Raw genomic sequence first — 26002 nt, forward strand, 5'->3', positions numbered from 1 at the left:
AAAAACCAAATTAGCACCCAAATTAGCTTACTGAAAAGTCGAATAGCCTCTGAAACTTGGGAAATCTTTGAGCATATATTTGTCAGAAATGTATCTGACATTAACTTTTCTGATGAATCACTTGATGCGTTAAGGGTAGCAGTGGAGGAATCTCAAAGACTTAATCATAATCATGTTAATCCTGAACACATTTTGTTAGGATTACTTGAGACTGGAGGTTTGGAATTTGTAGATTTTTTAGAAGAACTAGGAACACACGCATTGTCACTTCGTAAAAGGCTTGACAATCTCCTTGCTGGAGGATTATACACATCCAAAAACTCGAACGTATATATCGAAAACCTTGTTAATAATGGAGGAGAAATTGTGTCTGAAAAATCAATAAATATTCAAGCAGGTAGGGACATTAGCGGTTCTGTTATCAACCTCGGAGAAATTTCGGGTAACGTCTCTAACACCATCAATCAATTACAAGAGTCAAAAGAAGCAAACACCTCAGAATTAGCCGATTTGCTGAAGCAACTACAGTTTTCTATTAATTCTGAAGACAATGGATTGGATGACAAAGACAAAGCCAAGGCACTGAAATATATTGATGCCATCGGAAAGCTGGGAAGCAAGCAAAACGATTTGACATTGCGCGAAAATGCCGATACTGCCTTAGATGCCTTATCTGCGATTATTGGGAAAGTTTCAAGTCTCTTTGGTTCAGCAAAACCATTAATTGACTCCGTGAAAGCAATCTTAGGATTTTAAGGGGAATCAGTGCGATCGCCTCTTACAAAATTGAGGAAATGATTGTTTAGGCGATCGCGAAGCACTCTGTAGGAATCGCTTATTTACGGCAGAAACGTCTGAATTGCCGAACGAAAGAAGTTTTAATCCTGTTAATCCTTAAATCCTGGACATCCTGATTCAGACAAGAATATTAGCTTGGTAATTGTTGAGTAACTTATGCTATTGCTTCTAATTTTTGCAAATAATTAGTTAATTTATTCTTTATTTTAATCTCCCCAGCCCAACTTACATATTCTTCGTCTCCTCCTTCTAGGTCTTCTGCTGTCCAATCAGTGAAAAAATGCTCAGATGAGACGTGATATTTTGTTTCAAATTCATTTAACAACTTATTAGTTTTTGCTAGTGAACGCTGTAAGCTTTTAATTTCCGATTCAATAGCTGATTGAACTAGGTTTTTTTCACTTTCAATGTCGGGAGAGTCAGATTTAATTTGTATTTGTAACATCAAATTTACCTCCAATAAATTACTAACATTTAAAATCCCCTAATTCCCATTTCCAAACCCTCACAAATACCCGTTAAAAAATCTAAATCCAAGGTGGCAATAGTGTCACTTGGCTGATGATAATGTGGATTCCGCATAAATGCTGTATCTGTAATCATCATTGCGGGATAACCTTGATCCCAAAAAGGTGCATGATCACTTAGACGAGTTTGGGGAACTAATAAACCCCGATTTGGTGCTGGTAGCCATTGACTAGGTACACCAGCTTTATCAATACTGCGGCTCAGACTAATTAAATCACCCCAAGTTCGCCAATTGCCAATTAGAGCAATAAAATCACCACGATTTGGATAAAATAATTCTAGGGGAAATGGGTATTTTTGAGAACCAGGAGTAGAATCCCGATATCCCAACATTTCCAAAGATATCATGAGGCGGAGAGGTTGATTTTGTTGGCGTAAGTAGGCTGCATAATCAGCACTACCCAGTAACCCATATTCTTCCATATCAAAAGCTACCAACCGCAAAGGATATCTAGCGGGGGTTTCTGTAAAACTGCGAGCAAATTCTAATAAAACTGCCACACCTGTAGCATTATCATCTGCTGCTACTGTACCAGGAACACCATCATAGTGAGCGCCAATTAAAATAGGTGGTAAATCTGCTGTTTGGGTTGCTGTTGTGGCAGGTAAATTTAAAATCAAGTTTTTACAGTTTTTACCACCTACTTGAAAGGTGTGGGTTTCCACACTTCCCCATTGTGACAATTGCTGGCGAATGTATTCTTGAACAAAGAAATGCCCTACAGTCGCCATATAGGGATCACGCTCTCTGGCTATCTCATACAAGTGATTCTGTAATCGCTGTTTTAAATTCAAAGTGGATAAAAATAATGTGTAATGGATAAGAGTAAAGATCAATATTCATCTTTCCAACTGGCCAATGACCAATGACAACTGACCAATGACTTAAAATGCTATCCTAGTTTAGCAAGTAGCACGTTAAGCTAAAATGCCTCTAATTCTTGATTTAATGATGACTATTATACTATTGGACTGGACGGTTGACCTGATTTAGCACCAAGCTGAAGGCAATCCCAGCCTATCATATTAAATTAATAAGACACACAACAGGAGACGAGTAACGCATGGGCAAGGTAGTTGGCATCGACTTGGGGACAACCAACTCAGTAGTCGCCGTAATGGAGGGTGGCAAGCCGGTGGTGATTGCCAATGCAGAAGGAATGCGAACAACCCCCTCCGTGGTTGGTTTTAGTAAAGAAGGTGAAAGGGTGGTTGGGCAAATGGCCAGACGGCAAACCGTTCTAAATCCCCAAAATACCTTTTTTGCGGTGAAACGCTTTATTGGGCGCAAGTATGGCGAATTAAACCCGGATTCTAAGCGTGTACCTTACACTATCCGTAAAGATGAAATTGGCAATATTAAGGTTGCTTGCCCCCGGCTAAATAAGGAATTTTCTCCAGAAGAAATTTCAGCTATGGTGCTGAAAAAACTAGCTGATGATGCTAGTCGTTATTTGGGTGAACCTGTGACTGGGGCTGTAATTACTGTTCCCGCTTATTTTAATGATTCCCAACGTCAAGCTACTCGTGATGCGGGTAGGATTGCGGGTTTAGAGGTATTACGGATTCTGAATGAACCGACAGCGGCATCTTTGGCTTACGGATTAGATCGGGGTGATATGGAAACTATCCTTGTCTTTGACTTGGGCGGTGGAACTTTTGATGTGTCTATTTTGGAAGTAGGGGACGGCGTATTTGAGGTTAAATCTACAAGTGGAGATACCCAACTTGGTGGTAATGATTTTGACAGAAAGATAGTTGATTGGTTAGCAGAACAATTTTTAGAAGTAGAAGGTGTAGACTTAAGACGCGATCGCCAAGCTTTGCAAAGGTTAATGGAAGCCGCAGAAAAGGCCAAAATTGAGCTTTCTGCCGTTAGCATCACTGATATTAATTTACCCTTCATCACTGCCACAGAGGACGGACCAAAACACCTAGAAACTCGGTTGACGCGATCGCAATTTGAAGGTTTATGTGTAGACTTGCTGAGTAGATTAAGAACACCAGTCAAACGGGCGTTAAAAGATGCCGGACTTTCTCCTGTAGATATTGAAGAAGTTGTCCTAGTTGGTGGTTCTACGAGAATGCCCATGGTGAAACAGCTAGTTCAAGACTTAATTGGCATTGAACCTAGTGAAAACGTCAATCCCGATGAAGTTGTAGCTGTCGGTGCAGCTATTCAGGGCAGTATTCTCGCTGGTGAATTCAAGGATCTACTACTGTTAGATGTCACACCCCTATCTATGGGCTTAGAAACCATCGGTGGTGTGATGAAAAAGCTCATCCCGCGGAATACCACTATCCCCGTGCGTCGTTCTGACATCTTTTCAACTTCTGAAAATAACCAAAACAGTGTAGAAATCAATGTGGTTCAGGGTGAAAGGGACATGGCCACAGATAACAAATCTTTGGGACGGTTTAAACTGTATGGCATTCCTCCCGCACCAAGGGGTATTCCTCAAGTTCAAGTATCTTTTGATATTGATGCTAATGGGATTTTACAGGTAACAGCCCTAGATCGTACCACCGGCAGAGAACAAAGTATTACCATTCAAGGCGCTTCTACTTTAAGTGAGTCGGAAGTTAACCGCATGATTCAGGATGCCCAAAAGTATGCTGATGTTGATCGAGAACGGAAAGAACGAGTTGAAAAGCGGACTCGTGCTGAAGCATTAATGTTACAAGCCGAACGACAATTACGAGAAGTGGCTTTAGAAATGGGGATGCAATTTGCCCGTAACCGTCGTCAACGGATTGATAATATTTGCCGAAATTTACGGGAAAGTTTACAAGCTGATGAAGATCGGGGAATTGATCAGGCTTACGCTGATTTACAAGATGCTCTGTATGAACTGAATCGAGAAGTCCGTCAGTATTATGCTGAGGATGAAGATGAGGATTTATTTGGTGCTATCCGTGACATCTTTGTGGGAGAAAAAGAACCAGAACGGGATGTTTATCGAGATAATTATCGGCAACGAGACTCATCTAACCGAGGTTCTAGCAGAGATTATGGCAGGGAAAATCGAGAAAGTCGTTCTCCCAATTATGAAAGTCGTCCTACCCGCAGCAAACGCCCCAGCTACCAGGATAATTGGGATGATGACGATGATTGGCTGTAATTCGATTTGGGATTTTGGATTTTAGATTCACTGTCTTCGGTCTAAAATCTAATTTTCAATATTTGCAGTGTCAGTGATAAGTAGAAGCACAACTGACAACTGACAACTGACAACTGACAACAAACATTTAAATAACAGATTATGCAAAATTTGCAGAATTTTCGTGATTATTACGAGATTTTAGGAGTTTCTAAAGATGCCACAAGCGAAGAAATTAAAAAGGTTTATCGGCGTTTAGCTAGACAATATCACCCTGATTTGAATCCAGGAAATAAGGAAGCTGAGGAAAAATTTAAAACCATCGGTGAGGCTTATGAAATTCTTTCCGATCCTAGCAGGCGATCGCAATATGACCAATTTAGCCGCTATTGGCAACAAAATGGCTTTGCCGGCAATAAACAAACTCCCAAGGCTAAAGGCTGGGAAAGCCGCGCTAACGGTCGTTCTAGTCAAGAGGTAGACCCCAGCCAATTTAACGATTTTGAAAGTTTTGTCAATCAAGTAATTGGTGTCAGCAACCGCAAAGAACCGAAAAATAGCACCGGAAACACCACTACAAGCGACCCCTTCCGCACTCCTAGAACCAAAGTTGCATATACAGTTAATACTCCACCTCGTACCACCCGTAGGGATATCGAAGCTAGGCTAACCCTACCTTTGGAAAAAGCTTATCAAGGTGGTAATGAAAGGATACGTTTAGAAGATGGGCGATCGCTCGAAGTGACTATGCCCCCAGCTATGGTGACAGGGCAAACCATCCGCCTCCGCAATCAAGGCATTAGTGGCGGCGATTTATACTTAAAAATTACCGTTGATCCTCATCCTTTGTTTAAGCTGGAAGGTTTTAATATCTTCTGTCAAGTTCCTGTGACTCCTAGTGAAGCCGTTTTAGGTGGACAAGTCGAAGCACCTACTCTTGATGGTCCAGTAAAAATGACCATTCCCTCTGGTGTGAGGTCTGGACAAAGATTCCGTCTCGGTAATAAAGGCTACCCTGGCGATAATGGTCAACGGGGTGATCAATTAGTGGAAGTTCAGATAGTAACTCCGAAAACTCTTACAGATGAAGAAAGACAACTTTATGAAAAATTGCGGGAAATAGAAACTTTTAAACCTCGTGCTGATTTAATTTAGTTTTTATGAATATTCTGATCTCCTTCTAATTCTTCTTCTGTCACCTGTCACCTGTCACCTGTCACCTAACTACACACTCATTTCTAACATCCTTTGCATTGGTCGCAGTGCCGCTATGCGGATTTCTTCTGGTAACGTAATTTCTGGGGTGCGGTTTTTCATGGCTAAATACAGCTTTTCTAAGGTATTTAACCGCATAAATGGACATTCGTTACAGTTACAATCACTTTGCGGGGGTGCGGGAATAAAGTGTTTGTTAGGTGCTAGTTTTTGCATCTGGTGAATGATTCCCGGCTCTGTAGCCACGATGAATTCTTGGCTAGGGCTGGTTTGACAATAATTGAGTAAGGCGGCTGTAGAGCCAATATAGCTGGCGTGACGTAAGACACTGGTTTCACATTCGGGGTGAGCGATCGCTTCTGCATGAGGATGTGTAATTTTTAACTGCACTATTTTCTTTTCGGAAAAAGTCTCATGGACAATACAGCTACCTTGCCATAACAGCATTTCCCGTCCTGTTTGTTCGATTACATACCTTCCCAAGTTGCGATCAGGGGCGAAAATAATCGGCTGTTCTGGGGGTATTTGCTGAACAATTTTCACAGCATTGGAACTGGTACAGATGATATCGCTCATAGCCTTAATTTCGGCGGAGCAGTTAATATAGGAAATTACTAAATGGTCTGGGTGTGCGGCTTTGAAAGCAGCAAACTCTTTGGGAGGACAACTATCTGCTAAAGAACAACCTGCATTAATATCTGGTAACAAGACCAATTTATCAGGGTTGAGGATTTTCGCTGTTTCCGCCATAAAGTGAACACCTGCAAACACAATTACATCTGCTTTGGTATTGGCTGCGGCTCTGGCTAATTGTAAGGAATCGCCAATAAAGTCGGCAATATCTTGAATATCAGGATCTTGATAATAGTGGGCTAATATCACTGCATTCAGTTCTGTTTTCAGATCCTCAATAGCAGCAAATAAATCTAATGGGAGAATGCCTGATTTTGGTTGAGTAAGTGTAGTTGTAAACACAATTAAAAACTGCTTTATTGTACAATAAGATTACCTTGTTAATTTAATTATAGTAGTTTTTACCAAAAATAGTTGGTGATTGATCTTAGCAATTTATGCCCAAATCCGGTGGAGTTTCATATCCTGGAGATATACGGCTTTTTAAAGTGGCATGACCAGTCAGAAAACTCAATCTAAACCTGTCAAAATTGCTGTAATTGGCGATGTTCACGACCAATGGGAAGAAGAAGACGGCATAGCACTCCAGCATCTCGGTGTTGACTTAGTGTTATTTGTCGGCGATTTCGGGAATGAGTCAGTGGAAGTGGTAAAAGCGATCGCTTCCCTGGATATTCCCAAAGCAGTGGTAATGGGCAACCACGACGCATGGTATTCAGCGACTGAATGGGGACGCAAAAAATGCCCTTATGACCGCACCAAGGAAGACTGGGTACAGGAACAGTTAGATTTATTAGGATCTACCCAAGTCGGTTATGGTAAGTTGGATTTCCCCCAGTGGAATTTAACTGTGGTGGGTGGTCGTCCTTTTACCTGGGGTGGACCGGAATGGCGATTTGCGGAAATCTGTCAAGAACGCTATGGTGTTTCTAGCATGGAAGAGTCCGCAGATAAAATCGTCAAAGTGGTAAAAAGTGTTACTTGTGAGAATATTATTTTTCTAGGACACAATGGACCAAGTGGTTTAGGCGATCGCCCTGAAGACCCCTGTGGTAAAGATTGGCATCCTCTCGGTGGTGATTTTGGTGATCCTGATTTAGCGGAAGCGATTTCTCAAAGTCTCAACATGAAGAAAACCGTTTCCCTAGTCGCTTTTGGTCATATGCACCGCGCACTTCGCCATACTAAAAAGGTGCAAAGGAAGGCTGTATTTAGAAGTCCAGAAGGAACTATTTACTTAAATGCCGCTACTGTCCCCCGAATTGTACAGGAAGACGGGATTAAGTTACGGAATTTTTCTCTGGTTTCTTTGGAAGGCGGTGTCGTTACAAAAGCTTCTCTAGTTTGGCTAGGTAAAGATTTCCAGGTCGCTACTGAGGAAGTTTTTTATAATTCTTCTCTTTCAGTAGTGCCAATTCTGTAATTATATGTTATGATATTATTTGTCAGTTTTTGTATTTCACAATTCTGGCAAATAATCTGGAGAGGTGGCAGAGTGGTCGAATGCGCCTGACTTGAAATCAGGTGAGGTGAAAGCTTCCGGGAGTTCGAATCTCCCCCTCTCCGTTTTTTTAGTTTTTATCTCACGCAGAGGCGCAGAGTCGCAAAGAAGAGCTTAAGAGTTTGGTTTGGAAATATTAAATCTACTGTAAGGTAAGTGTCAGCTTTGCTCTGATTCCAGATATAACCTTTCAGATATGTAATTCAGTAATAGGTATGATTTGCTGAATTTACAAATAATGTCAGGGTATAGTCAATTGTATATTCTTAACCCTAATTAATATTAAATTTGCCATGAAAATAGAAATTGCTAACTTAGGTGTTATTCAAAAAGCAGAAATTGATTTAAAGCCGTTGACTGTGTTTATTGGTGGTAATGGAACTGGGAAAACTTGGACAGCTTATACTTTAGCATCTATTTTAGGTGAATATGGATGTGAGAGATATTGGCAAGCTTATCTTGATAAAAAAACTCAGTATAGATATCCAATTATAGATAATGCAATTGAGGAATTTTTACAAGAAGGAACAGTTCGGATTAATTTAATTGAGTTTGCTGAAGAGTTTATTGAAACATACATTAATGATGTTTCTTCTTTAGCACATAGCTGGATGAATAAATTTCTAGCTACAGAGCGTGTTGATTTTGAAAAAATGAAAGTGAGTTTTGATTTAGCAGAAGCTAAACCAGAAATATTGGATAATCTTAAAAAAGATTTTATAGATCAACAGTTATCTTTTGGTACTCAAAGTAAAGATACTTTACATATTCTCAAGGAATTAGGTGACAGTAAGATTTATTTATATATACTTTCAGTTTCCGAAGAAAATATTTTGAAAAAATTACCTAGAAGAGCATTTGAGCAGATTTTGCTTAAATTAATTTTTAGAACAATTCACAGGTTTTTGCATTTAGAAACTTATATATTTCCTACAGAAAGAACAGGGATTTTACCATTTTTTTCTTCAGCTACAAAAATTGAAAATTACTTAGATATTGAAAATTTTGACGATATTGATGAAAATGTAAAAAATCTTTCATCTATAAAATTAAGCATACCAGTACAAGATTTAAAATTGACACTAGAAAGTATATATATAAAAACATCATCAGAAAGAGAAAAAGAAATACAACTTTACCCAGAAGTTTTGGAATATCTTAAATTAGCAGAAATTTTAGAAAATGATATTTTGGGAGGAAAAGTCAATGTTGAAAATTCTAGCTTTGATCAAGAAATTATTTATCAACCATCAGAAAATATTAAATTAGAAATAGCGGTTTCTTCTTCAATGGTAAAAGAATTAGCTCCGTTAGTTTTGTGCTTGCGTTATTTTGCTTTACCAAATGAATTACTAATTATTGATGAACCAGAAGTGAATTTACACCCAGCAGCGCAAGTACAAATTATTGAATTTTTAGCAATGTTAGTTCAAGCAGGTTTGAAAGTTCTAATTACAACCCATAGCTCTTATATTGTTGATCATTTAGCTAATTTGATTAAAGCCTCTAAATATGAAAATAAAGAAAGTATAAAAGAAAAATTTTGTTTAGATAGGACAGATGCTTTTATTCCTCAAGAAAAAGTTTCTGTATATTTATTTGAAGATGGTACAGCTAAAAATATTTTACATGAAGATGGTAGGATAGATTGGGGAACATTTGGGGAAGTGTCAGAATACATTGCTCATGTTTTTTTATAATCACTCTTATAATCTTAAATTCAGGAGTGATTTTAAAATGCCTTTCAATACCTTATTGTTATCATGTTGTTTACTACCAGGAAAGACAAGCCTTAAAGAAAATGGAGTAGAGGTAAGTTTACAACCAGCAAGTGGTGAAACTGTTTTATTTTTTCATATAGATGAGAAATCAAATCCTAATTGTCAGTTTCGTAAATTATTAGGATTAGATAGAGAAGGTATGAAAATTTGTGATCTTATTGTATTTTATGCAAAAGACAATGAAAAGATCATCTGTTTTGTAGAATTGAAGGGAGGTGATATCAAAACAGCAAAAGAGCAGGTTATAAATACATATACATACTTTAGAAAGGTTATAAAAAAAGTTGACCCATCATTAAATTTTACACCGAAAACTTATATTAAATCGAACGTTTCTGGACCTCAAGAAACGGGAAAGTATCAAGAAGAATTAAAGGCTGAGTTTGGTGAAGGTAACTGTCGCATTAGCAAAAATTCAGATTTAGGTGCTTTTTTGCGAAATATCAAGCCTCAACCACCAGGAAAAGGAAAGAAGGGTAGATGATTTACTCTAAAGTATTTTTCCTTTTCCCTCACCCCTTATTACATCATGTTACAATTACTAATAAATCCCCTTGGGAGTTGCACCCATGAATAATCTTAAAGTTAATTGACTTACACCCTGGGGTACTAATAGTCTGTCAAGAAGTAATTAATTGACGGGTAAATAATCTTCCTTCTTTCTTCTTCCTTCGCGCTCTTTGCGTTCTTCGTGGTTCGTTTCTTCTTTATTCGTCAAAATGTATTTGACAGACTACTAGATTTTTTGCTTGGAAACCTAGAAAACCAAATTTTGGACTTAACTAAATTAAAATCCAAAGAATAATCTAACAATTCCCAAAATAGTACCTAGAGGACCAGCTACAGTATTAACTCTATCACCTGTTTTAGTTAAACTGTTGCGATCAACTACCACGACATCATTATTACGAAGAATAGGATTAGTTTCCTCATTAATTCCTTTAGCCAAATCCACTTGAACTGGACGTTTGGTAACAGTACCATTGGGGTTGAGACGAATTAAATCTACAGTTCCTCTACTAGCTCTACCATCATTGAAACCACCTGCTGCTAATAATGCCTGATTTAAAGAGCTATTGGGTTGTAGTTTGACTGCACCAGGATTTTTGACTTCACCTACTACACCTACTTCAATCGTTGTTGGTGATAAGGTTGTGGTAGCTAATTGAGTGGCTTCAGCAACACTAATTTCTGTAGCTGTAGGGATGATAATCGTATCTCCATCTTGGACTACGATGTCTTGATTGAGATCACCACTTTGTAGCAATTCCCATAGGTTGATATCTATAGTTTGTTCTGTACCAGTGCGGGTAGGACGGCGTAATTTGATCTTGCGAACATCAGCTTGTGATGTAATTCCCCCAGCTAGTTGCAAACTCCGCATTACAGTTGGTAAACCACCACCAGCACTATCACCCTCTGCACCACCTCCATTCCCAGGGGTGACAAGATAAGAACCAGGACGGTAAACTTGACCAATTACAACTACTGTGCGGGGTGAAGTTTGACTCGCTGCAAAGTTAGCTGCAAATAAATTCCGGGCTTCAGCAACATTTAAACTAGCAGCAGTAGGGACAAATATGGTGTCTCCATCTCGTAAGGTAATATCCTCAGATATTCTCCCGGTTTGGGTGAGTTCCTTTAAGTTAAGAGAGACTACTTGCTCTCCAGTACGTCCTGTTTTGCGGCGTAATTGAACTTGAGTTACATCTGCTGCTAATGTTACCCCTTGGGATACTGTAAGTGCTGCTAATACGGTTGGATATTGTACACCGGGGTTGTTTCCTGCTCCTCCTTGTAGACTAAGGGTGTAAGCTCCTGGCCTTGTTACTTCTCCAGCTACAAATACATTAATAGGACGGGGTGATAATAAGTTGACGGAAATGAGGGGACGTTTGAGAAAACGAGCATATCTTTTAGCAATTGTATCAGCGGCCTGTTCAGTGGTTAATCCCAGCACAGGTACACTACCAATTAAAGGTAGGTTAATTGAACCACCGGGGGGAATTTGATATTCACCTGTGTATTCTGGGACTTCAAATACATTGACACGAATGAGATCGCCACCTCCTAATAAGTAATCTGTAACCATGCTGGAAGCAAGTTTTTCTGGTTGTTTCTGAGCTAAACTCGCAGATGGTAAAGCAATATTGACAGTTGTTAACAATGCTAAACCCATAGTTGAATGGGTGAGAAATTTACACAAATCTTTATTAAGCATATTTACCTGAGATGGGGAGATGATGATATTTAGAGTTATGTTGAAACAGTTTAATGTTGAGTATACTTAAATATCGCAGTGGCTCAACAATTTTATTTTCTAATAAATCTTTAGTTTTCCGGACATAAATGATTTATTGATTGGGAATATTGATTTTGGATTTTCAATGAAGTTAATTCATTTTTTTATTGATTGATACAATTTACTTTTCAATTTTTAGAACTAGTTGAAGTTATATTTTTCCAGTTTAGTTTAAAAGATTTTCACTAAAATATGAGATTTAGAATTTGATTTTTTGCTCAATATTTACACCTCCAACTCTGTTTTTTGTTTTTTTACTTTTACCTAAATAGAAACCGTTACAAATTATAGATTAATTTGTAAATATAGCAGTACTGTTAGGAATAATATTACTACTTATGGCTGATTTATCTATGAAGATTCCATTGAGGATGCTGTTTAAATTACAAACTTAGTAGGAATATCAAATCAAGATAAAGTAAAAGCCATAAAAGTTTGTGGTTGTTGCGCCTATTTACTAGGAAATCAAATTAATTGAGGGGATGATTTCGGGTTTGAATTTGGTGGATAAAAAACTCTTCTAGAGATTGACGTGATAGATTCATGGTGATAATTTTCCCTCCCATTAATCGGAGACTGGCCAGAAAATCATAGTAATCTTCTTGGAGTATACCTTGCCAAGATCCATCAGCCCCAAATTCTAAACTAGCTATCCATTTTTTCAAGATTTCCCCGTCTCCTCCTTTACCTTTGACATGGTATGTGTTTTGGTTTCCTAAAAGTTCATTTAAAGAACCAGAGCAGATTAATTCTCCTTGAGCAAGGATAGCAACGCGATCGCATATTTGTTCAACTTCACTCAACACATGACTATTAAAAAATATGGTTTTACCAGATGCTTTCAGAGAAAGAATAATTTCTCGCATTTGGTAACGTCCCAGGGGATCAAGTCCAGACATGGGTTCATCTAAAAAAACTAAGTCTGGATCATTAATTAGTGCTTGAGCCATGCCCACACGCTGAAGCATTCCTTTAGAATAACGCCGCATTTGCTTTTTGCGAGCATCAGCTTGGGATAAACCGACTAATTCCAATAATTGGGGAATGCGTTGACGTTGTAACTTTTGAGGAATTTGAAATAAACCTGCTGTTAACTGCAAAAATTCCCAACCACTGAGATAGTCGTATAAATAGGGATTTTCTGGAAGGTAGCCAATATGTTGCTTGACTTTAGCGTTGCCTATCGGTTTACCTAATAATAATCCTCGACCAGATGTAGGGCGGATAATTCCCAACAACAATTTTAATAGCGTGGTTTTACCCGCACCATTAGGACCCAACAAGCCAAAGGTTTCTCCTGGGTATACTTGTAAAGAACAGTTTTTGAGAGATACAACTTTTTGATTGAGCCAAAATCCCGTGCGATAGACTTTTCGCAATTCAGAAGTCAGGACTACTGGTTGTTTATCTATGGGATTTTGTTGAGAATCGGGGTTGTCTACAACAGAATTCATGGTTGTGAAACTAGCAACTACTGACTATTGAGAACTAAATACAGATTAACCGATACAGATGATTTTTATAACATACCTTTAGAACTAGGAATTGTTGAACCACGACGGGGATCAATTTCCAAAGCTATTCGCATGGCTCTAGCAAAGGCTTTAAATGTGGCTTCAATAATATGATGGGAATTAATTCCATCCAATTGGCGAATATGTAAGGTCATTTGGCTGTGATTTACCAATGCTACAAAAAACTCTCGTACTAATTGTGTATCATAAGTTCCCACCCGTTGAGTAGGAATTTCTAAACCATAACTCAAATGAGGTCTACCAGAGAAGTCTAAGGCCACCTGAACTAAAGCTTCATCTAAGGGAGCAAGAAAATTCCCAAAGCGGACAATGCCTTTTTTATTACCCAAAGCTTGAAATAAAGCTTGTCCCAAGGTAATCCCCACATCTTCGTTAGTGTGGTGATCATCAATTTCCCAATCACCTTTAGCTTGAATATCCAAGTCAAATAACCCATGAGAGGCGATTTGATGGAGCATATGATCTAAAAAGGGAATGCCTGTCGAGACTTTGCATATCCCTGTACCATCTAAATTAATGGTGACATGAACATCTGTTTCACCAGTAGTACGGTGAACTGAAGCTATTCGAGGAGTTTGGTGATTAGTCATTTGTCATAAGAGGGAAAAGGGACTAGCAAGCAATTGATAATTGTCAATTGTCAATTGTCAATTATCAATTATTAAATCTTATTACATCCCCATGATTTCATATCCTGCATCTACATACAGGATTTGTCCAGTAATACCGCTTGCTAAATCGCTACATAAAAAAGCCGCAGTATTACCTACTTCTAGTTGAGTAACGGTGCGACGGAGGGGAGCTACTTGTTCAACATGATGAATCATATCCAAAATTCCGCCTACAGCAGAAGATGCTAAGGTGCGGATGGGTCCTGCTGAAATGCCATTGACGCGAATATTATCAGGTCCAAGTTCTGCGGCCAAGTAACGAACACTGGCTTCTAAGCCAGCTTTAGCCACACCCATAACATTATAGTTAGGAATGGCGCGAACTGCCCCCAAATATGTAAGAGTAATAATACTTCCACCTTCAGTCATTAAAGGTTTAGCTGCACCGCTTAACTGAACAAGTGAATAAGTGCTAATTTCTAAAGCTGTTTTGAAACCAGAACGGGAAGTTTGACTAAAACCACCAGTCAAATCGTCTCTGTTAGCAAAGGCCAAACAATGAACTAAAATATCTATTTTCCCCCATTCTTGCCGGATGGTTTCAAAAGTAGATTGAATTTGCTCGTCATTTTCGACATTGCAGGGCAAAAATAGACTAGGAGCAAGAGGTTCTACCAATTCAGAAACTTTTTTTTCCATTTTACCCTTGTCATCTGGCAAGTAGGTAATGCCCAAATTAGCCCCTGCTTTGTGCAGTTGTTGAGCTATTCCCCAAGCAATTGATCGGTTATTGGCAATACCTGTAACCAGGGCATTTTTTCCAGACAGATTCAGCATAGAAGTTGCTAATGTAATTCATCATTAGGAGCATACTAGAATGTGAGCCTAGTTTGACTTTGTTAGGCTAGGGATTTTTGAAAATGCTGCAAGTTTGGGCAGTAAGACCCCGGAAATTATGACCATGTTTGCAAATATTCTCAAGAAATCGCCAAGCTTCTTAGGTTCACCTTTTCACTAGAATTGGGGAAACTACTTATCAATAATTACTAGCTAAACGGAACAATAATTATGTATCATAATAAACGAATGACTAAGAATTATGGATTTGAGTATAGGAAAAAACAGAAAGGTTAACGGTGCTTTATTGATTTTTCAGGTGTATTCTTAGGTAATCAGTTTTTGTTTTTCTGGCATTGGGTAGGGGAAGGGAGATGATCGTGACACAAGACAAAGCCCTAGCAAATGTTTTTCGTCAGATGGCAACCGGGGCATTTCCTCCGGTTGTGGAAACGTTTGAACGCAATAAGACGATCTTTTTTCCGGGAGATCCTGCCGAACGAGTTTATTTTCTTCTTAAGGGTGCGGTGAAACTGTCGAGGGTGTATGAGGCAGGAGAAGAAATAACGGTAGCTCTGCTCCGGGAAAATAGCGTTTTTGGTGTGCTGTCGCTGCTGACAGGCAATAAGTCTGATCGATTCTATCATGCAGTGGCATTTACTACTGTAGAATTGCTTTCAGCGCCAATTGAACAAGTTGAGCAGGCACTGAAGGAAAATCCAGAATTATCAATGTTAATGCTGCGAGGGCTATCTTCGCGGATTCTGCAAACAGAGATGATGATCGAAACTCTGGCTCACCGAGACATGGGTTCACGGTTAATTAGTTTTCTGTTAATTCTCTGTCGAGATTTTGGCGTTCCTTGCGCTGATGGCATTACCATTGATCTGAAGTTATCCCATCAGGCGATCGCGGAAGCAATTGGCTCTACTCGCGTGACTGTCACTAGATTACTAGGCGATTTACGCGAGAAAAAAATGATTTCAATTCATAAAAAGAAGATTACTGTGCATAAACCTGTTGCTTTAAGTAAGCAATTTACCTAAAGGTGATGGGGAAATGGAGTTAGTACAGGTTCTATTTTCGAGGTAGTGCAGTTTTGGGATCTTCCCAAGTAGAGTAAATACCGTCAAGAGTGAACCGATAATTTGGAGGAAAATCTAAAAATTGCATAATTTCTACTTTTGGCTAACTCCATTTACCCACAGACAATGGTTTAACGTAGTAGGCTGTATCTGGAAGCATTGCGGTAGCTAAAAATGACCACCGGGTACATCCTCATTGCAGCAATTTTAATTTTGGGAGGCGTAATTGCCACCGTGGGCGATCGCATTGGCACACGGGTTGGTAAAGCACGCCTCTCACTTTTCAACTTACGCCCGAAAAAAACCGCTGTAATTGTCACTATTTTTACAGGTGCTTTGATTTCCGCATCCACTTTAGCAATTCTCTTTGCTGCTGATAAGGGATTGCGGCAGGGTGTATTTGAATTAGAAGATATTCAAAGAGATTTGGGCAACAAGCGAGAACAATTAAAAACCGCAGAAGCTCAAAAAACCCAAGCAGAGCGCGAGTTAAATCAAGCTAGACAAGCACAAAATCAAGCACAAAAAGAACTACAGGCAATTAATAAATCATTACAGGCAGCAAATACTAGACAAAAAGCAACACAGGCTCAACTAAATCGCACCCTCAATCAACAAGCCCAAACCCAAGCAAGACTTAACCAAACTCAAAGTCGGCTGGGTGAAATTGTGATTCAGTATCAACAAGCTAGAAGTGAATTAGAAACTCTTTACAATCAGCGACAGACATTGCAAACAGCAGTGGAAGAGTTAAAGGCAGAACGGCAGAGATTGTATGCGGAAGCTAAACAGGCCATTGATGAGGCGAAAAAAGCTATTGAAAACCGCGATCGCAAAATTGCCAGATTAGATCAACTTATTCAAAATCGTAATCTAGAAATTAAACAGCGAGAGGAAGTTATTATTACTAGAGAATCTCGCTTGAAAGAATTAGAGAAACAACAAGAATTTTTAGAACAGGAAGTAGCCAGACTAGAAAAATATTATCAGTCCTATCGTGACCTCCGTTTAGGTAAACTAGCTTTAGTTCGAGGTCAAGTGATAGCCGCAGGTTTAATTACTGTTGACAAACCTAATGCTGCACGTCAAGCTATTATCCAAATTCTCCAAGAAGCTAACCGCAATTCCAATATTCAATTAACTGAACCTGGTGCAACGCCGGCAAATAAAGAAATACTTCGTGTTACCAAAGCTCAAATTGAAGCACTAATCAGACAAATTCAAGATGGTCGAGAATATGTAGTGCGAATTTTCTCAGCAGGTAATTATGTCAGAGGAGAAAAGCAAATAGAATTTTTTGCAGATGCGGCCAGAAATCAACGAGTATTTTCATCAGGGGAAATTCTGGCTACTACTACAGCCGATTTAAAAAATATGACATCGAACCAATTGCGTCAACGCCTAGATTTACTAATTTCCGCTTCTCAATTTCGCGCCCGAAATGCGGGAATTGTCGAAAGTGTACAAATAGAAGGAACTTTTTTACGCTTTGTTACCCAATTACAGCAGACACCGCAAGAAGTAGAAATTAAAGCTATAGCGGCGGAAGATACTTATACTGTCGGTCCTCTGAGAGTTAGATTAGTAGCCCTTCTGAATGGACAAATCCTGTTTAGTACCTGAGTAATTGACAATTGACAATTGACAATTGATAACGAACAAATGACTAATACACAACCTGTAATTTTAGGATTTGATCCTGGTCGTGATAAATGTGGAATCGCGGTGGTGGGATTAGATCGGCAACTGTACTATCATCAAGTAGTATTAGCAGGTGAGGCGATCGCTAATATTGAAACACAACTGCAAAGATTCCCCGTATCCTTAATAGTGATGGGAGATCAAACAACGGCTAAACAGTGGAAACAGCAACTTAATCAAGAATTAAGCCAAGCCATCAATATCATTTTAGTTGATGAACGTTATACAACTTTAGAAGCACGCGATCGCTATTGGCAAATGTACCCACCCCAAGGCATCACCAAACTATTACCCAAGGGTATGCGTCAACCTCCACGAGCTATAGATGACATTGTTGCCATTCTCCTCATAGAACGCTATCTCAACCGACTTACTGCCAATAACAGCTAAAAATACAGCACATAGCAGGTTGCAGGAGGTACAAAGTCTTTAATCCTGAATTCTGCTCTAATTTAAAGTTCAGCCCGAATCGTAAAAGCATAATCTCCCCCAGGTTCTAATTGATAATCTTGTTGTTCTAAAAAGCGACCTAGAGGTTCTTTGATTAAAGCACGACCTTGGGAAGGCTTTACAGAAAGTTCTCCCTTGCGGAAATGCCACTGGAAATGCCACTGAAAATTACCGGCGCTAACTTCACCTTCAAGAAAGCCTTGTTGCCAAGATTGGCCGGTAACTCTCACATGAGCAGTAGTTTCTGGCAGGCGTTTAGCACTCACTAGGCTTAATGTCAAATATGGGATAAAAGCCAATTATTTATATAGGCTATTTATTCTATGTACCAAAAATAGCTTAAACCGACAAACTAATAAAAACAATCTAAGTTAGTTAAGTCTGATTTTTTGACTACTCATTTGTGGTTAAATTACTATAAATGCAATATAATAATGCAATTATTACATTCAGTAATTAAATTTGTTACAAAAATAACAGATAATAAAATTGACATTGTTGATTACTGCTATCGCCCACTACAGAATATACAAAGTAGTGGGTTTTATCTTAACTTCTTTAATTGTGAACTATGTCAACCTCCATTGACTTACAACCATTATTACATAGAACTATCTGTGAAGAATGTGCCTTTTATATCAAATTAGAATGCACTCACCCCGATGAATTGAGTGTTAATTGTGCTACTGTCACTTTCTGTAATTCATTCACTCCAGCAGTAGAAATTGACAGTCCTTGTGTATCATTTAGTAATGACAATTAATCTTATAGCATTTTTCAGAATCAGTGAAATACAACTTTTAATTGCAAATCCTGTAGGGGCGCAGGGTCTGCGCCCTCTTAGCCCCTCTTAGCCCCTCTTGTTACCTCTGTATATAAAATTCTAATTTGGCGTTGCTGATTGAATGTATGAATTAGCCTCACGCAAAGGCGCAAAGGCGCAAAGAATTAAGAGTTAAAAAAATCTAATTTTTAAATTTCATACTCTGATTCAGCAACGCCCAATTTTCAATTTTCTTTCTTTCAACTTTTTGACGCTCTTTTTCTAATACAAATTTCATTTGCTCATTTTCTTGTTCAGCTTTGAGTTTTTGCTGAATAGCTATTTGTAGCGTATCCGGCATTTTTACATTTCTCAAAAGTGCTTGGTCAACAATAAAACCTAACTTTGGGATTTCCTGGGTGAGTTGTTAATCAATTTTCTCAACTATTTCCTGACGTTTTGTGGAATAAGGACAAGGGTTATCAACAATTATCCCCATATTATAGCGGTATGCACTTGAGTGAGATACAGTCATTAAATCGCAAAACCTGTAGGGGTGGGGTTTCCCCGCCCTCGATTGTATTTCATCCGACCGATAACCGCTATATCAATAAAATGCCCATACAGTAAAGCTTTCAATGATTTTGAACCAAGTTTTTCATAAAAAAACAGAAGAACCGTATCATCTTGAGTTTAACATTTTCTCAACAAAGTCACATTGGATCTATGAAGTGATGAGATGTCTTTTTATGAACGTATTGTGTAATAGAATCAATAATTTCTTGTTTGAGAATTTCACATAATGGTTGTTTACTACCTTGCATAAGTTCTACTACTAATTCTTGAGTTCTCAGAGAAATATGCTTGAGAGTATCTTCATCTGGTAAAATTATAGGTGTCTTCAAAATATATTTAGCAGAATTATTTGCAGATGGATTAATGGCTTTTAAGCAACTCCAAAATACTGGTGAGTTGCAATAAGCTAAGAGAAAAAATAAATCAACTGAAGATTTTGGAAAAATTCCTACGATAGATTGATCAAAAAGACTTTCCTCAATTAATGCGGCTGTAGGAAGTTTGGATGTTACCATAGGAAAGCCAATTCCGCGTTTAAAATAATAGGATGAATTCTGAAATCTTGCTTTTTTGTCTATTTTATAATGTTCTACTGCATCCTTGCTCCAATCTATATACCATTGAGTTGGTTTCACAAAATTATAACCACCACCTTTAAGAATAGGAATAAAGTGTTTTGCATCATTTATTCCATCTAACGGATTTTTTAATGTAGAAGGTGTAGGTTCAATATCATCAGGATTAACAACTAAATAATCAGCAGAACGCTTTATCAAAGTTGAGCTTCTATAAAGGAAGCGTTTGTCATTTCCTGAGTAGAAACCAGTAACACAGTCAGCAATATCAGCGATGATAGTCTTGCTATCTGATAGTTCATTAAAAGTTGATTCATTCCGAGAGATAGGAATAGCAAGGGAATGACTCTGAAGAATATTTCGTTGAATGATTAATTTGCAGTTAGCTGGGGTGTTTGTCAATACTTTTAAATCCCCAAGGGAATCCACAAGTCTTACAAAGAAAGAATGACTAGATAGTGGCTTCTCAGAACTTATACAAATAATACAAAGACCTGCATAACCGAATGAAATTCCTGGAAAGAGAGATGAACGAAATACATCTATACTTTCAATTGTAAACTCTTCTAGAATATAACGTCTGAGAGGAGTATGACTATGAAGATATAAAAAAGTGTCAGGAATAATAAATACTAATCGTCCTTTTTGAGCAAGTAATTTAAGACAACGAAGCAGAAAAACAGTATATGTCTCTCGAATATAAAAGCCGGGATATTTTCTTTTTAAATCAGTACGACGCTCGTATTCTTGCCAACCTCCATAGGGAGGATTTCCCAAAATCTTTGTAAATTTCTGTCCGAAAGATTCGCAAAGGTCTAAATCTGAACAAAAAATTGTATCACGTTCTCGTATTTCTACATTCTGAGATGAACTAAACTTTAATTTGAGATATTTTGCGTGTTCAGGATGTAGTTCATAAGCAAGAGATGAGATATTTTTATTGATATTCAATGCTGCGTCTAAAAGATGTCCTTCTCCTGCACAGGGTTCAAGTAATCTATCATTTATTTCCAATTTTAATAGTGAAGCCATATATGAAGATAAAGCTTGATCTGATGTAAAATATGTTTGATATTTATCTCTATCTTTTGTGTCTACTACCATTGTAAATATCCCATTAAGTTAGATTTATGAAAATCGCTTACTGTTGAATTTAATAAGTCATTTTGCCAGTCAATATTTGAACTTATCCAATGTTGGATATTAAAGCCTGTAAAATCACTAATTTTTTGATAAGCTTCATCACCACAGTAAGCATCCCAGACATGAGAATTTTTTAAAATTCTAAAGTAATTGTTATTTAAATCTTCTTTAGCACGAACAAGTAAAACATTTTTATATTCATCCTCTAAATTACAATAAATAGTTGCTACCATAAGCAGTCGATTTGTATTTCCTTTCTCATTTGAGCCAAAGCCACTTTTAAAGTCTATATTGAATCGTTTACCGCTAATAATAGCATGAAAATCTAATTGAAGACTGATTTCACCAGAGTCAACCAACAACCATGCTTTTTCATAATAAGTGATAAGTTCGTTTTTTTGTTCTTGAGAAATTGGTAAATTGTGAATATATTTTTCAATATCTCTTTTTAAGTTTTTTCTAACTTCAGAAAAAAGTGGTGGTACAAAGCGAATTAATTCTGCTTCTGCTATTGGGTGCAAAAATGGTAACCTAACAAAATCTTCCCAAAGCTCACCAATTCGTCGAGAAAATGCCATATATTCATAAGGCCACACTTCATGACGTAAATCAAGCATTACCACTTGAGCGCAATATATGCTTAAAAGAAGGGAAGAAACCTTATCTTTATCATTCCAATCATTTCTATTGGCAGTTGCAATAATTGTCTCTAAAAAATCTTGTTTACTTTTATTTACTGCCTCATTTATCTTTTGGGCTATCTTTTTATAATTTATATTACCAATTTCTGTTCTAAGATAAGACAGTTTTTCATGTCCTAATTCTCTAAAATATTCTAACAAATCTGATTTATTTTGGGTATTTTGTGGAGTTATTTGAAATGTCATAATTAGCGTTGCGACTTTTAGGTTTAGTTTTTTATTATACAGCGTAGTAGTAATTTTCTAGGTCGCAATCAAAACTTGTCTGGTACTCATACGCTCATATTGAGTATTATTCTAAAAATATCATATTCGCTATGGCTCATGTCTTATTAATTAAATCTCTACGCTAAAAAATGCAGCCTATACTCATATAAACTGCTAATTCCAAAGTTGAAGCGAAAGTTTTCCTAATTACCAATTTAGTAAATTTACTGAAAAATATATTTTGTTCATCATGAACTACTCGTAATTACTGATATTGCTTAACCCCCCCTAAACCTTGGTATCTATGGAAAGTAAGCCGGTTTCTTTTGTTTACGAATTACGAACTAAATATGTTTTCCTGATTACATAATGTTATTCTCATTGTAGACAAAGTAAAAATAATCCCTTACTTTGATATCCTCAAAACTATAACTATTATAAGGAGAGGCCAAATGATATCAACACATACGGCCATATCAAAAGCTCCATTGCCACTAAGTTCATTATTAACCCCAGATGATCAAACCCCATCTACAGTACATATAAATACAGATATAGTCACAGTTTTATTAGTTGATGATCAGTTAATTATTGGTGAAGCTGTTTGCAGGTTACTCTCTCAGGAATCAGATATTGCCTTCCACTATGTAAATGATCCTGCTCAAGCTATCCAAAAAGCCATATCTATTGCGCCTACTGTCATCCTTCTAGATATGATTATGCCAGATATTGATGGGTTGATGTTATTACGTTGGTTTCGTTGTCATCCAGCCACTCGTAATATTCCCATTGTCATGCTCTCCAGCAAGGAAGAGCCACAGTTGAAAGCAGATGCTTTTACAGCAGGAGCAAATGATTATCTAATTAAATTGCCAAATGTAGTAGAATTAATTGCCCGTATTCGTTACCACTCTAAAGCTTATAATAATATAAAAGCTTTATCAGCCGCTAATGCTACTTCTCAATTACAATCAAAAAAATTAGAGCAGACTGTGCGCGAACTCCAAAATACACAAGTTCAGTTGATCCAAACTGAAAAAATGTCTAGCTTGGGGAGAATGGTAGCTGGTTTAGCCCACGAAATTAATAACCCTATTAATTTTATTTATGGCAATTTTGTTCATTTAGATAATTATAATGAATCTCTATTAAATTTGGTGCAACTTTATCAAAAAGAATATCCATCAGAGACTTCAGCTATTAAAGAATATATATCAGAAATTAATCTAGATTTTATTAGTCAAGATTTACCAAAAATTCTCTCTTCAATGAGAATCGGGACTGAACGTATCCGGGAAATTATTCTATCTTTACGAAACTTTTCTAGACTTGATCAAGCTGATAAAAAAGCCGTTAATCTTCATGAAGGTATTGATAGTACATTAGTGATTTTAAATAATCGTCTCAAGCTAGGAATTGAGGTGGTTAAAGATTTTTGTGATTTACCTTTAGTTGAATGTTACCCTGCCCAATTAAACCAGGTATTTATGAATATTATTAGCAATGCTATAGACGCATTGTTAGAGCAAAATCAACAAACCCATAAACAAATTCTGATTAAAACAGAAATAACTGATTCTCAGCAAGTAAGAATTACAATCAAAGATAATGGACCCGGCATCAGTCCAGAAATACAAAGTAAAATATTTGATCCTTTTTTCACCACTAAACCAGTAAATAAGGGAACGGGATTAGGTTTAGCAATTAGCTATCAAATTATTGAAAGGCATCATGGTGATATCAAAGTTTTATCTCATCCTGAAGCAGGAACAGAATTTATTGTGGAAATTCCTACAAAACAGGTGAATTGAATAGGAGCAGGGAGCAGGGGGCAGGGAGTAGGAGAAAAAGAATATCAATCTTGATCTTCACTGTCACCTGTCACCTGTCACCTGTCACCTATCACCTATCTAGGCCATTTGATTTTCAATCGCCCACCGTGCTAATTCAGTCCGGTTGTGGAGATTGGTTTTGCCCAACATATTGGACACATGGCTTTCAACGGTACGCTGACTAACATTTAATTCTTCAGCGATTTCTCGGTTCGCTAAACCCCTGGCTACAAACTGTACTACTTTCAGTTCGGTTGGGGTTAACTGGACATCGAAAGGAACTTGGATGCGAGAACCGTTATCGCCGCCTTTAGTTTGGTGTTCTTTCCAACGAACAGTTTGCTTCAGTGAAGATTCTACTTGTGCTACGAGTTCTTCAGGTTCAAAGGGCTTGACCATGTATACGTCAGCACCTTTATTTAGACCCTTAACGCGGTCGGCACTCTGACCCTTAGCTGACAGGAAGAGGACTGGAATCCAACTAGTGCGTTCATTTTGTCGCACTTGTTCCACAAAAGTGTATCCGTCCATTTCCGGCATCATCACGTCACAGATGATCATGTCTGGAACTTCATGTTCTAAAATATCCAGAGCTTCTCTTCCATTTTCAGCCGTGATGACTTCGTAGCCGCGGAACTCTAAGTAATCCTTCACCAGCAAGATGAGGTTAGGGTCATCATCAATAAGTAGAAGTCGTTTGTGGTCTTTCATGCTGGGTTCTTTCATAACAGTGGCACTTGTCGCGCTTCGATCCATTAAGGTATTGATATAGTTATCCTGTATGGTGGATGACTGGAGATGTTGTCTTTTTTCCCACTTAACTTACTTTTACCGCCCCGAAGTATTAAAAGTGCTAGTCACTTTCAACAGATTCATGAGTGGATGGAAAAAGTCTAGTAAGGATACGTATAGCAGTAGTCTTTATAATGCGCTATTATATATCCCTTTGAAAGGTGCAGGCTAAAAAACCCTGATTAAATTATCATTCTTGTGATTTACAAGTCGGTATTTTCTCAAGATGACCCTAGCTCAAAACTCACCCGCGCTTTCATTGGCTTACTTCTGCTTTACTTATCCTTCGGATGTGAGGCCTCTATCAGAGGTTCAAAATCAACCGGGGAAGTTTTTGGCTTAGTAATGGGTTAAAAATGCAGATTTTTTCACCATACTAATTGCCAGGTTACTGGTCTTGGATGACCTACTCTAATGACTTCTGGGTTTTTGGCGATACCAGACCCCATCTAGGTAAACTACCATTATCGTTCTAGAACAACAAACACGCAAGTTTTTGGCTGGGTTTGTGAAGATGCTAAGGGAATGACTGTATGGTAACTGATGGGTTGATCGCGCGCTCCCGCCTTTGTTTACAGCATTCCTAAGTTCTAGACTAGCTAATTTGCAACAGATTGGTAATTGTTAATTACGTCCTGTTCCCTTTTCCCTGTAGTAGTTTTAGGGATAAGACGACTGTTTGTGGATCACTGTGCTGTTACTCATTGAGTAGATCCCTGATTACAGTTCTATAACAATTTCCCAACTTTGCAAATAAAGTTGTCCATATCAAAATATTCATTACTTACGCAACAGACCCTGACAACTAAAATAATTGGATATTTGCACTTAAGTATCGCCACCCTGACCTAAGTTCGGAAACCCGTACACAAGCCATGATTGCTATTAGGTTCGATATGAAGCTAAATTAGCACTCATGAGTCGAGAGTGCTAAGAAAGCAAGAAATTTTGTATGGCAGCTGTATCTCTAAGCGTTTCCACAGTTAAACCTTTGGGCGATCGCGTTTTCATAAAAGTAAGCGCCCCCCAAGAAAAGACCGCCGGCGGTTTGTATTTGCCCGATAATGCTCAGGAAAAACCCCAAGTTGGCGAAATCGCTGCTGTTGGACCTGGCAAGCGGAATGATGACGGTACTCGTCAAACCATGGACATTAACATTGGCGATAAGGTGCTGTACTCCAAGTACGCTGGCACTGATATCAAATTGGGTACAGAAGAATATGTACTACTTTCTGAAAAAGACATTTTAGCGATCGTCAGCTAATTGGGGAAGGGTGATAGGTAAAGAGTTTTCCGAATTACCTCTTCACCACTAACCAATTTTCAGAGAAATTT

Annotated in this window: 23 protein-coding genes, 1 tRNA gene and 1 pseudogene; 13 read left to right on the forward strand and 12 right to left on the reverse strand. The window is 38.0% G+C overall.

Annotated elements, in window-relative coordinates; genetic code table 11:
* A partial coding sequence (locus tag FJR38_RS20855) for a Clp protease N-terminal domain-containing protein (RefSeq protein ID WP_305765072.1) occupies positions 1-756 on the forward strand: 756 nt, incomplete at its 5' end.
* A 196-nt stretch (positions 757-952) separates the two neighbouring features.
* Here the strand turns inward: FJR38_RS20855 and FJR38_RS20860 are convergent.
* Both FJR38_RS20860 and FJR38_RS20865 read right to left on the reverse strand, forming a co-directional pair.
* A complete protein-coding gene (locus tag FJR38_RS20860; RefSeq protein ID WP_168491879.1) occupies positions 953-1243 on the reverse strand; it encodes a hypothetical protein in 291 nt (96 codons plus the stop codon).
* 29 nt (positions 1244-1272) lie between these two features.
* Positions 1273-2121 (reverse strand): M28 family peptidase, encoded by an 849-nt coding sequence (locus tag FJR38_RS20865; protein ID WP_168539167.1) that lies wholly within the window; start codon positions 2119-2121, stop codon positions 1273-1275.
* A 269-nt stretch (positions 2122-2390) separates the two neighbouring features.
* Between FJR38_RS20865 and dnaK the strand changes: the two genes are divergently transcribed.
* Together dnaK and FJR38_RS20875 are read left to right on the forward strand one after the other, a co-directional pair.
* Entirely contained in the window at positions 2391-4448 is a 2058-nt protein-coding gene (dnaK, locus tag FJR38_RS20870; RefSeq protein WP_168539169.1) for a molecular chaperone DnaK, read from the forward strand.
* A gap of 141 nt (positions 4449-4589) precedes the next feature.
* Positions 4590-5582: a DnaJ C-terminal domain-containing protein gene (locus FJR38_RS20875; RefSeq protein WP_168491867.1), complete on the forward strand. Its 993-nt coding sequence runs from the start codon at positions 4590-4592 to the stop codon at positions 5580-5582.
* 69 nt (positions 5583-5651) lie between these two features.
* On the opposite strand, the gene nadA is transcribed toward FJR38_RS20875, so the two are convergent.
* Positions 5652-6617, reverse strand: a complete 966-nt coding sequence (gene nadA, locus FJR38_RS20880; protein ID WP_168539171.1) for a quinolinate synthase NadA — start codon at positions 6615-6617, stop codon at positions 5652-5654.
* 151 nt (positions 6618-6768) lie between these two features.
* Here nadA and FJR38_RS20885 point away from each other — a divergent pair, with 151 nt between their 5' ends.
* The 4 genes from FJR38_RS20885 to FJR38_RS20900 all read left to right on the forward strand — a co-directional run bounded on the left by FJR38_RS20885 (position 6769) and on the right by FJR38_RS20900 (position 10041).
* On the forward strand, positions 6769-7698 hold the full coding sequence (locus tag FJR38_RS20885; protein ID WP_168539173.1) for a TIGR04168 family protein: 930 nt from the start codon (positions 6769-6771) through the stop codon (positions 7696-7698).
* 58 nt (positions 7699-7756) lie between these two features.
* Positions 7757-7841 (forward strand) — tRNA-Ser (locus FJR38_RS20890).
* A gap of 228 nt (positions 7842-8069) precedes the next feature.
* Entirely contained in the window at positions 8070-9476 is a 1407-nt protein-coding gene (locus FJR38_RS20895) for an ATP-binding protein (protein ID WP_168491861.1), read from the forward strand.
* 37 nt (positions 9477-9513) lie between these two features.
* Positions 9514-10041 carry a hypothetical protein gene (locus FJR38_RS20900; protein ID WP_168491859.1) on the forward strand — a complete coding sequence of 176 codons (528 nt, stop codon included), beginning with the start codon at positions 9514-9516 and terminating at the stop codon, positions 10039-10041.
* Between the two features lie 303 nt (positions 10042-10344).
* Here FJR38_RS20900 and FJR38_RS20905 read toward each other — a convergent pair whose 3' ends face one another.
* The 4 genes from FJR38_RS20905 to fabI all read right to left on the reverse strand — a co-directional run bounded on the left by FJR38_RS20905 (position 10345) and on the right by fabI (position 14842).
* On the reverse strand, positions 10345-11778 hold the full coding sequence (locus FJR38_RS20905; RefSeq protein ID WP_168491857.1) for a polysaccharide biosynthesis/export family protein: 1434 nt from the start codon (positions 11776-11778) through the stop codon (positions 10345-10347).
* Between the two features lie 551 nt (positions 11779-12329).
* Positions 12330-13313 carry an ABC transporter ATP-binding protein gene (locus FJR38_RS20910; protein ID WP_168539175.1) on the reverse strand — a complete coding sequence of 328 codons (984 nt, stop codon included), beginning with the start codon at positions 13311-13313 and terminating at the stop codon, positions 12330-12332.
* 65 nt (positions 13314-13378) lie between these two features.
* The gene (hisB, locus tag FJR38_RS20915; RefSeq protein WP_168539177.1) at positions 13379-13984 is read right to left on the reverse strand and encodes an imidazoleglycerol-phosphate dehydratase HisB; all 606 of its coding nucleotides are present in this window, start codon (positions 13982-13984) and stop codon (positions 13379-13381) included.
* A gap of 81 nt (positions 13985-14065) precedes the next feature.
* Positions 14066-14842: an enoyl-ACP reductase FabI gene (fabI, locus tag FJR38_RS20920; protein ID WP_168491851.1), complete on the reverse strand. Its 777-nt coding sequence runs from the start codon at positions 14840-14842 to the stop codon at positions 14066-14068.
* A 374-nt stretch (positions 14843-15216) separates the two neighbouring features.
* Here fabI and ntcA point away from each other — a divergent pair, with 374 nt between their 5' ends.
* From ntcA to FJR38_RS20935, 3 genes are all read left to right on the forward strand, one after another.
* On the forward strand, positions 15217-15888 hold the full coding sequence (ntcA, locus tag FJR38_RS20925; protein ID WP_027401174.1) for a global nitrogen regulator NtcA: 672 nt from the start codon (positions 15217-15219) through the stop codon (positions 15886-15888).
* A gap of 213 nt (positions 15889-16101) precedes the next feature.
* Positions 16102-17550: a DUF3084 domain-containing protein gene (locus tag FJR38_RS20930; protein ID WP_168491850.1), complete on the forward strand. Its 1449-nt coding sequence runs from the start codon at positions 16102-16104 to the stop codon at positions 17548-17550.
* Between the two features lie 39 nt (positions 17551-17589).
* Positions 17590-18018 (forward strand): pre-16S rRNA-processing nuclease YqgF, encoded by a 429-nt coding sequence (locus FJR38_RS20935; RefSeq protein ID WP_168539179.1) that lies wholly within the window; start codon positions 17590-17592, stop codon positions 18016-18018.
* A gap of 62 nt (positions 18019-18080) precedes the next feature.
* Here the strand turns inward: FJR38_RS20935 and FJR38_RS20940 are convergent, their stop codons facing one another.
* On the reverse strand, positions 18081-18344 hold the full coding sequence (locus FJR38_RS20940) for a DUF3146 family protein (protein ID WP_168491847.1): 264 nt from the start codon (positions 18342-18344) through the stop codon (positions 18081-18083).
* Positions 18345-18649: 305 nt separating this feature from the next.
* On the opposite strand from FJR38_RS20940, the gene FJR38_RS20945 reads away from it, so the two are divergent.
* Entirely contained in the window at positions 18650-18841 is a 192-nt protein-coding gene (locus FJR38_RS20945) for a hypothetical protein (RefSeq protein WP_168539181.1), read from the forward strand.
* A gap of 244 nt (positions 18842-19085) precedes the next feature.
* Here FJR38_RS20945 and FJR38_RS20950 read toward each other — a convergent pair.
* The 3 genes and pseudogenes from FJR38_RS20950 to FJR38_RS20960 all read right to left on the reverse strand — a co-directional run.
* Positions 19086-19310 (reverse strand): annotated as a pseudogene (locus FJR38_RS20950) (SPFH domain-containing protein); the annotation flags it as partial.
* A gap of 244 nt (positions 19311-19554) precedes the next feature.
* A complete protein-coding gene (locus tag FJR38_RS20955) occupies positions 19555-21096 on the reverse strand; it encodes an Eco57I restriction-modification methylase domain-containing protein (protein ID WP_168539183.1) in 1542 nt (513 codons plus the stop codon).
* Positions 21090-22022 (reverse strand): hypothetical protein, encoded by a 933-nt coding sequence (locus tag FJR38_RS20960; RefSeq protein ID WP_168539185.1) that lies wholly within the window; start codon positions 22020-22022, stop codon positions 21090-21092. The genes FJR38_RS20955 and FJR38_RS20960 overlap by 7 nt, the downstream gene beginning before the upstream one ends.
* A gap of 473 nt (positions 22023-22495) precedes the next feature.
* Here FJR38_RS20960 and FJR38_RS20965 point away from each other — a divergent pair, with 473 nt between their 5' ends.
* Entirely contained in the window at positions 22496-23854 is a 1359-nt protein-coding gene (locus tag FJR38_RS20965; protein ID WP_168539187.1) for an ATP-binding protein, read from the forward strand.
* A gap of 99 nt (positions 23855-23953) precedes the next feature.
* Here FJR38_RS20965 and FJR38_RS20970 read toward each other — a convergent pair whose 3' ends face one another.
* Positions 23954-24631 carry a response regulator transcription factor gene (locus FJR38_RS20970; RefSeq protein WP_168491840.1) on the reverse strand — a complete coding sequence of 226 codons (678 nt, stop codon included), beginning with the start codon at positions 24629-24631 and terminating at the stop codon, positions 23954-23956.
* A 988-nt stretch (positions 24632-25619) separates the two neighbouring features.
* On the opposite strand from FJR38_RS20970, the gene groES reads away from it, so the two are divergent.
* A complete protein-coding gene (gene groES / locus FJR38_RS20975; protein WP_168491838.1) occupies positions 25620-25931 on the forward strand; it encodes a co-chaperone GroES in 312 nt (103 codons plus the stop codon).
* The last annotated feature ends 71 nt before the right edge of the window (positions 25932-26002 follow it).

This window comes from Anabaena sp. UHCC 0253 (assembly GCF_009712085.1).
Classification (GTDB): domain Bacteria; phylum Cyanobacteriota; class Cyanobacteriia; order Cyanobacteriales; family Nostocaceae; genus Dolichospermum.

Excerpts from the sequence above, each read along its gene's own strand:
- FJR38_RS20905 (WP_168491857.1), bottom strand. The coding sequence starts at position 11,778 with ATGCTTAATAAAGATTTGTGTAAATTTCTCACCCATTCAACTATGGGT.
- FJR38_RS20965 (WP_168539187.1), top strand. The coding sequence starts at position 22,496 with ATGATATCAACACATACGGCCATATCAAAAGCTCCATTGCCACTAAGT.
- FJR38_RS20910 (WP_168539175.1), bottom strand. The coding sequence starts at position 13,313 with ATGAATTCTGTTGTAGACAACCCCGATTCTCAACAAAATCCCATAGAT.
- FJR38_RS20895 (WP_168491861.1), top strand. The coding sequence starts at position 8,070 with ATGAAAATAGAAATTGCTAACTTAGGTGTTATTCAAAAAGCAGAAATT.
- FJR38_RS20860 (WP_168491879.1), bottom strand. The coding sequence starts at position 1,243 with ATGTTACAAATACAAATTAAATCTGACTCTCCCGACATTGAAAGTGAA.
- FJR38_RS20955 (WP_168539183.1), bottom strand. The coding sequence starts at position 21,096 with ATGGTAGTAGACACAAAAGATAGAGATAAATATCAAACATATTTTACA.
- FJR38_RS20945 (WP_168539181.1), top strand. The coding sequence starts at position 18,650 with ATGTCAACCTCCATTGACTTACAACCATTATTACATAGAACTATCTGT.
- FJR38_RS20970 (WP_168491840.1), bottom strand. The coding sequence starts at position 24,631 with ATGGATCGAAGCGCGACAAGTGCCACTGTTATGAAAGAACCCAGCATG.
- FJR38_RS20875 (WP_168491867.1), top strand. The coding sequence starts at position 4,590 with ATGCAAAATTTGCAGAATTTTCGTGATTATTACGAGATTTTAGGAGTT.
- fabI (WP_168491851.1), bottom strand. The coding sequence starts at position 14,842 with ATGCTGAATCTGTCTGGAAAAAATGCCCTGGTTACAGGTATTGCCAAT.
- FJR38_RS20930 (WP_168491850.1), top strand. The coding sequence starts at position 16,102 with ATGACCACCGGGTACATCCTCATTGCAGCAATTTTAATTTTGGGAGGC.
- hisB (WP_168539177.1), bottom strand. The coding sequence starts at position 13,984 with ATGACTAATCACCAAACTCCTCGAATAGCTTCAGTTCACCGTACTACT.
- FJR38_RS20885 (WP_168539173.1), top strand. The coding sequence starts at position 6,769 with ATGACCAGTCAGAAAACTCAATCTAAACCTGTCAAAATTGCTGTAATT.
- groES (WP_168491838.1), top strand. The coding sequence starts at position 25,620 with ATGGCAGCTGTATCTCTAAGCGTTTCCACAGTTAAACCTTTGGGCGAT.
- FJR38_RS20960 (WP_168539185.1), bottom strand. The coding sequence starts at position 22,022 with ATGACATTTCAAATAACTCCACAAAATACCCAAAATAAATCAGATTTG.
- FJR38_RS20900 (WP_168491859.1), top strand. The coding sequence starts at position 9,514 with ATGCCTTTCAATACCTTATTGTTATCATGTTGTTTACTACCAGGAAAG.
- ntcA (WP_027401174.1), top strand. The coding sequence starts at position 15,217 with ATGATCGTGACACAAGACAAAGCCCTAGCAAATGTTTTTCGTCAGATG.
- dnaK (WP_168539169.1), top strand. The coding sequence starts at position 2,391 with ATGGGCAAGGTAGTTGGCATCGACTTGGGGACAACCAACTCAGTAGTC.
- FJR38_RS20935 (WP_168539179.1), top strand. The coding sequence starts at position 17,590 with ATGACTAATACACAACCTGTAATTTTAGGATTTGATCCTGGTCGTGAT.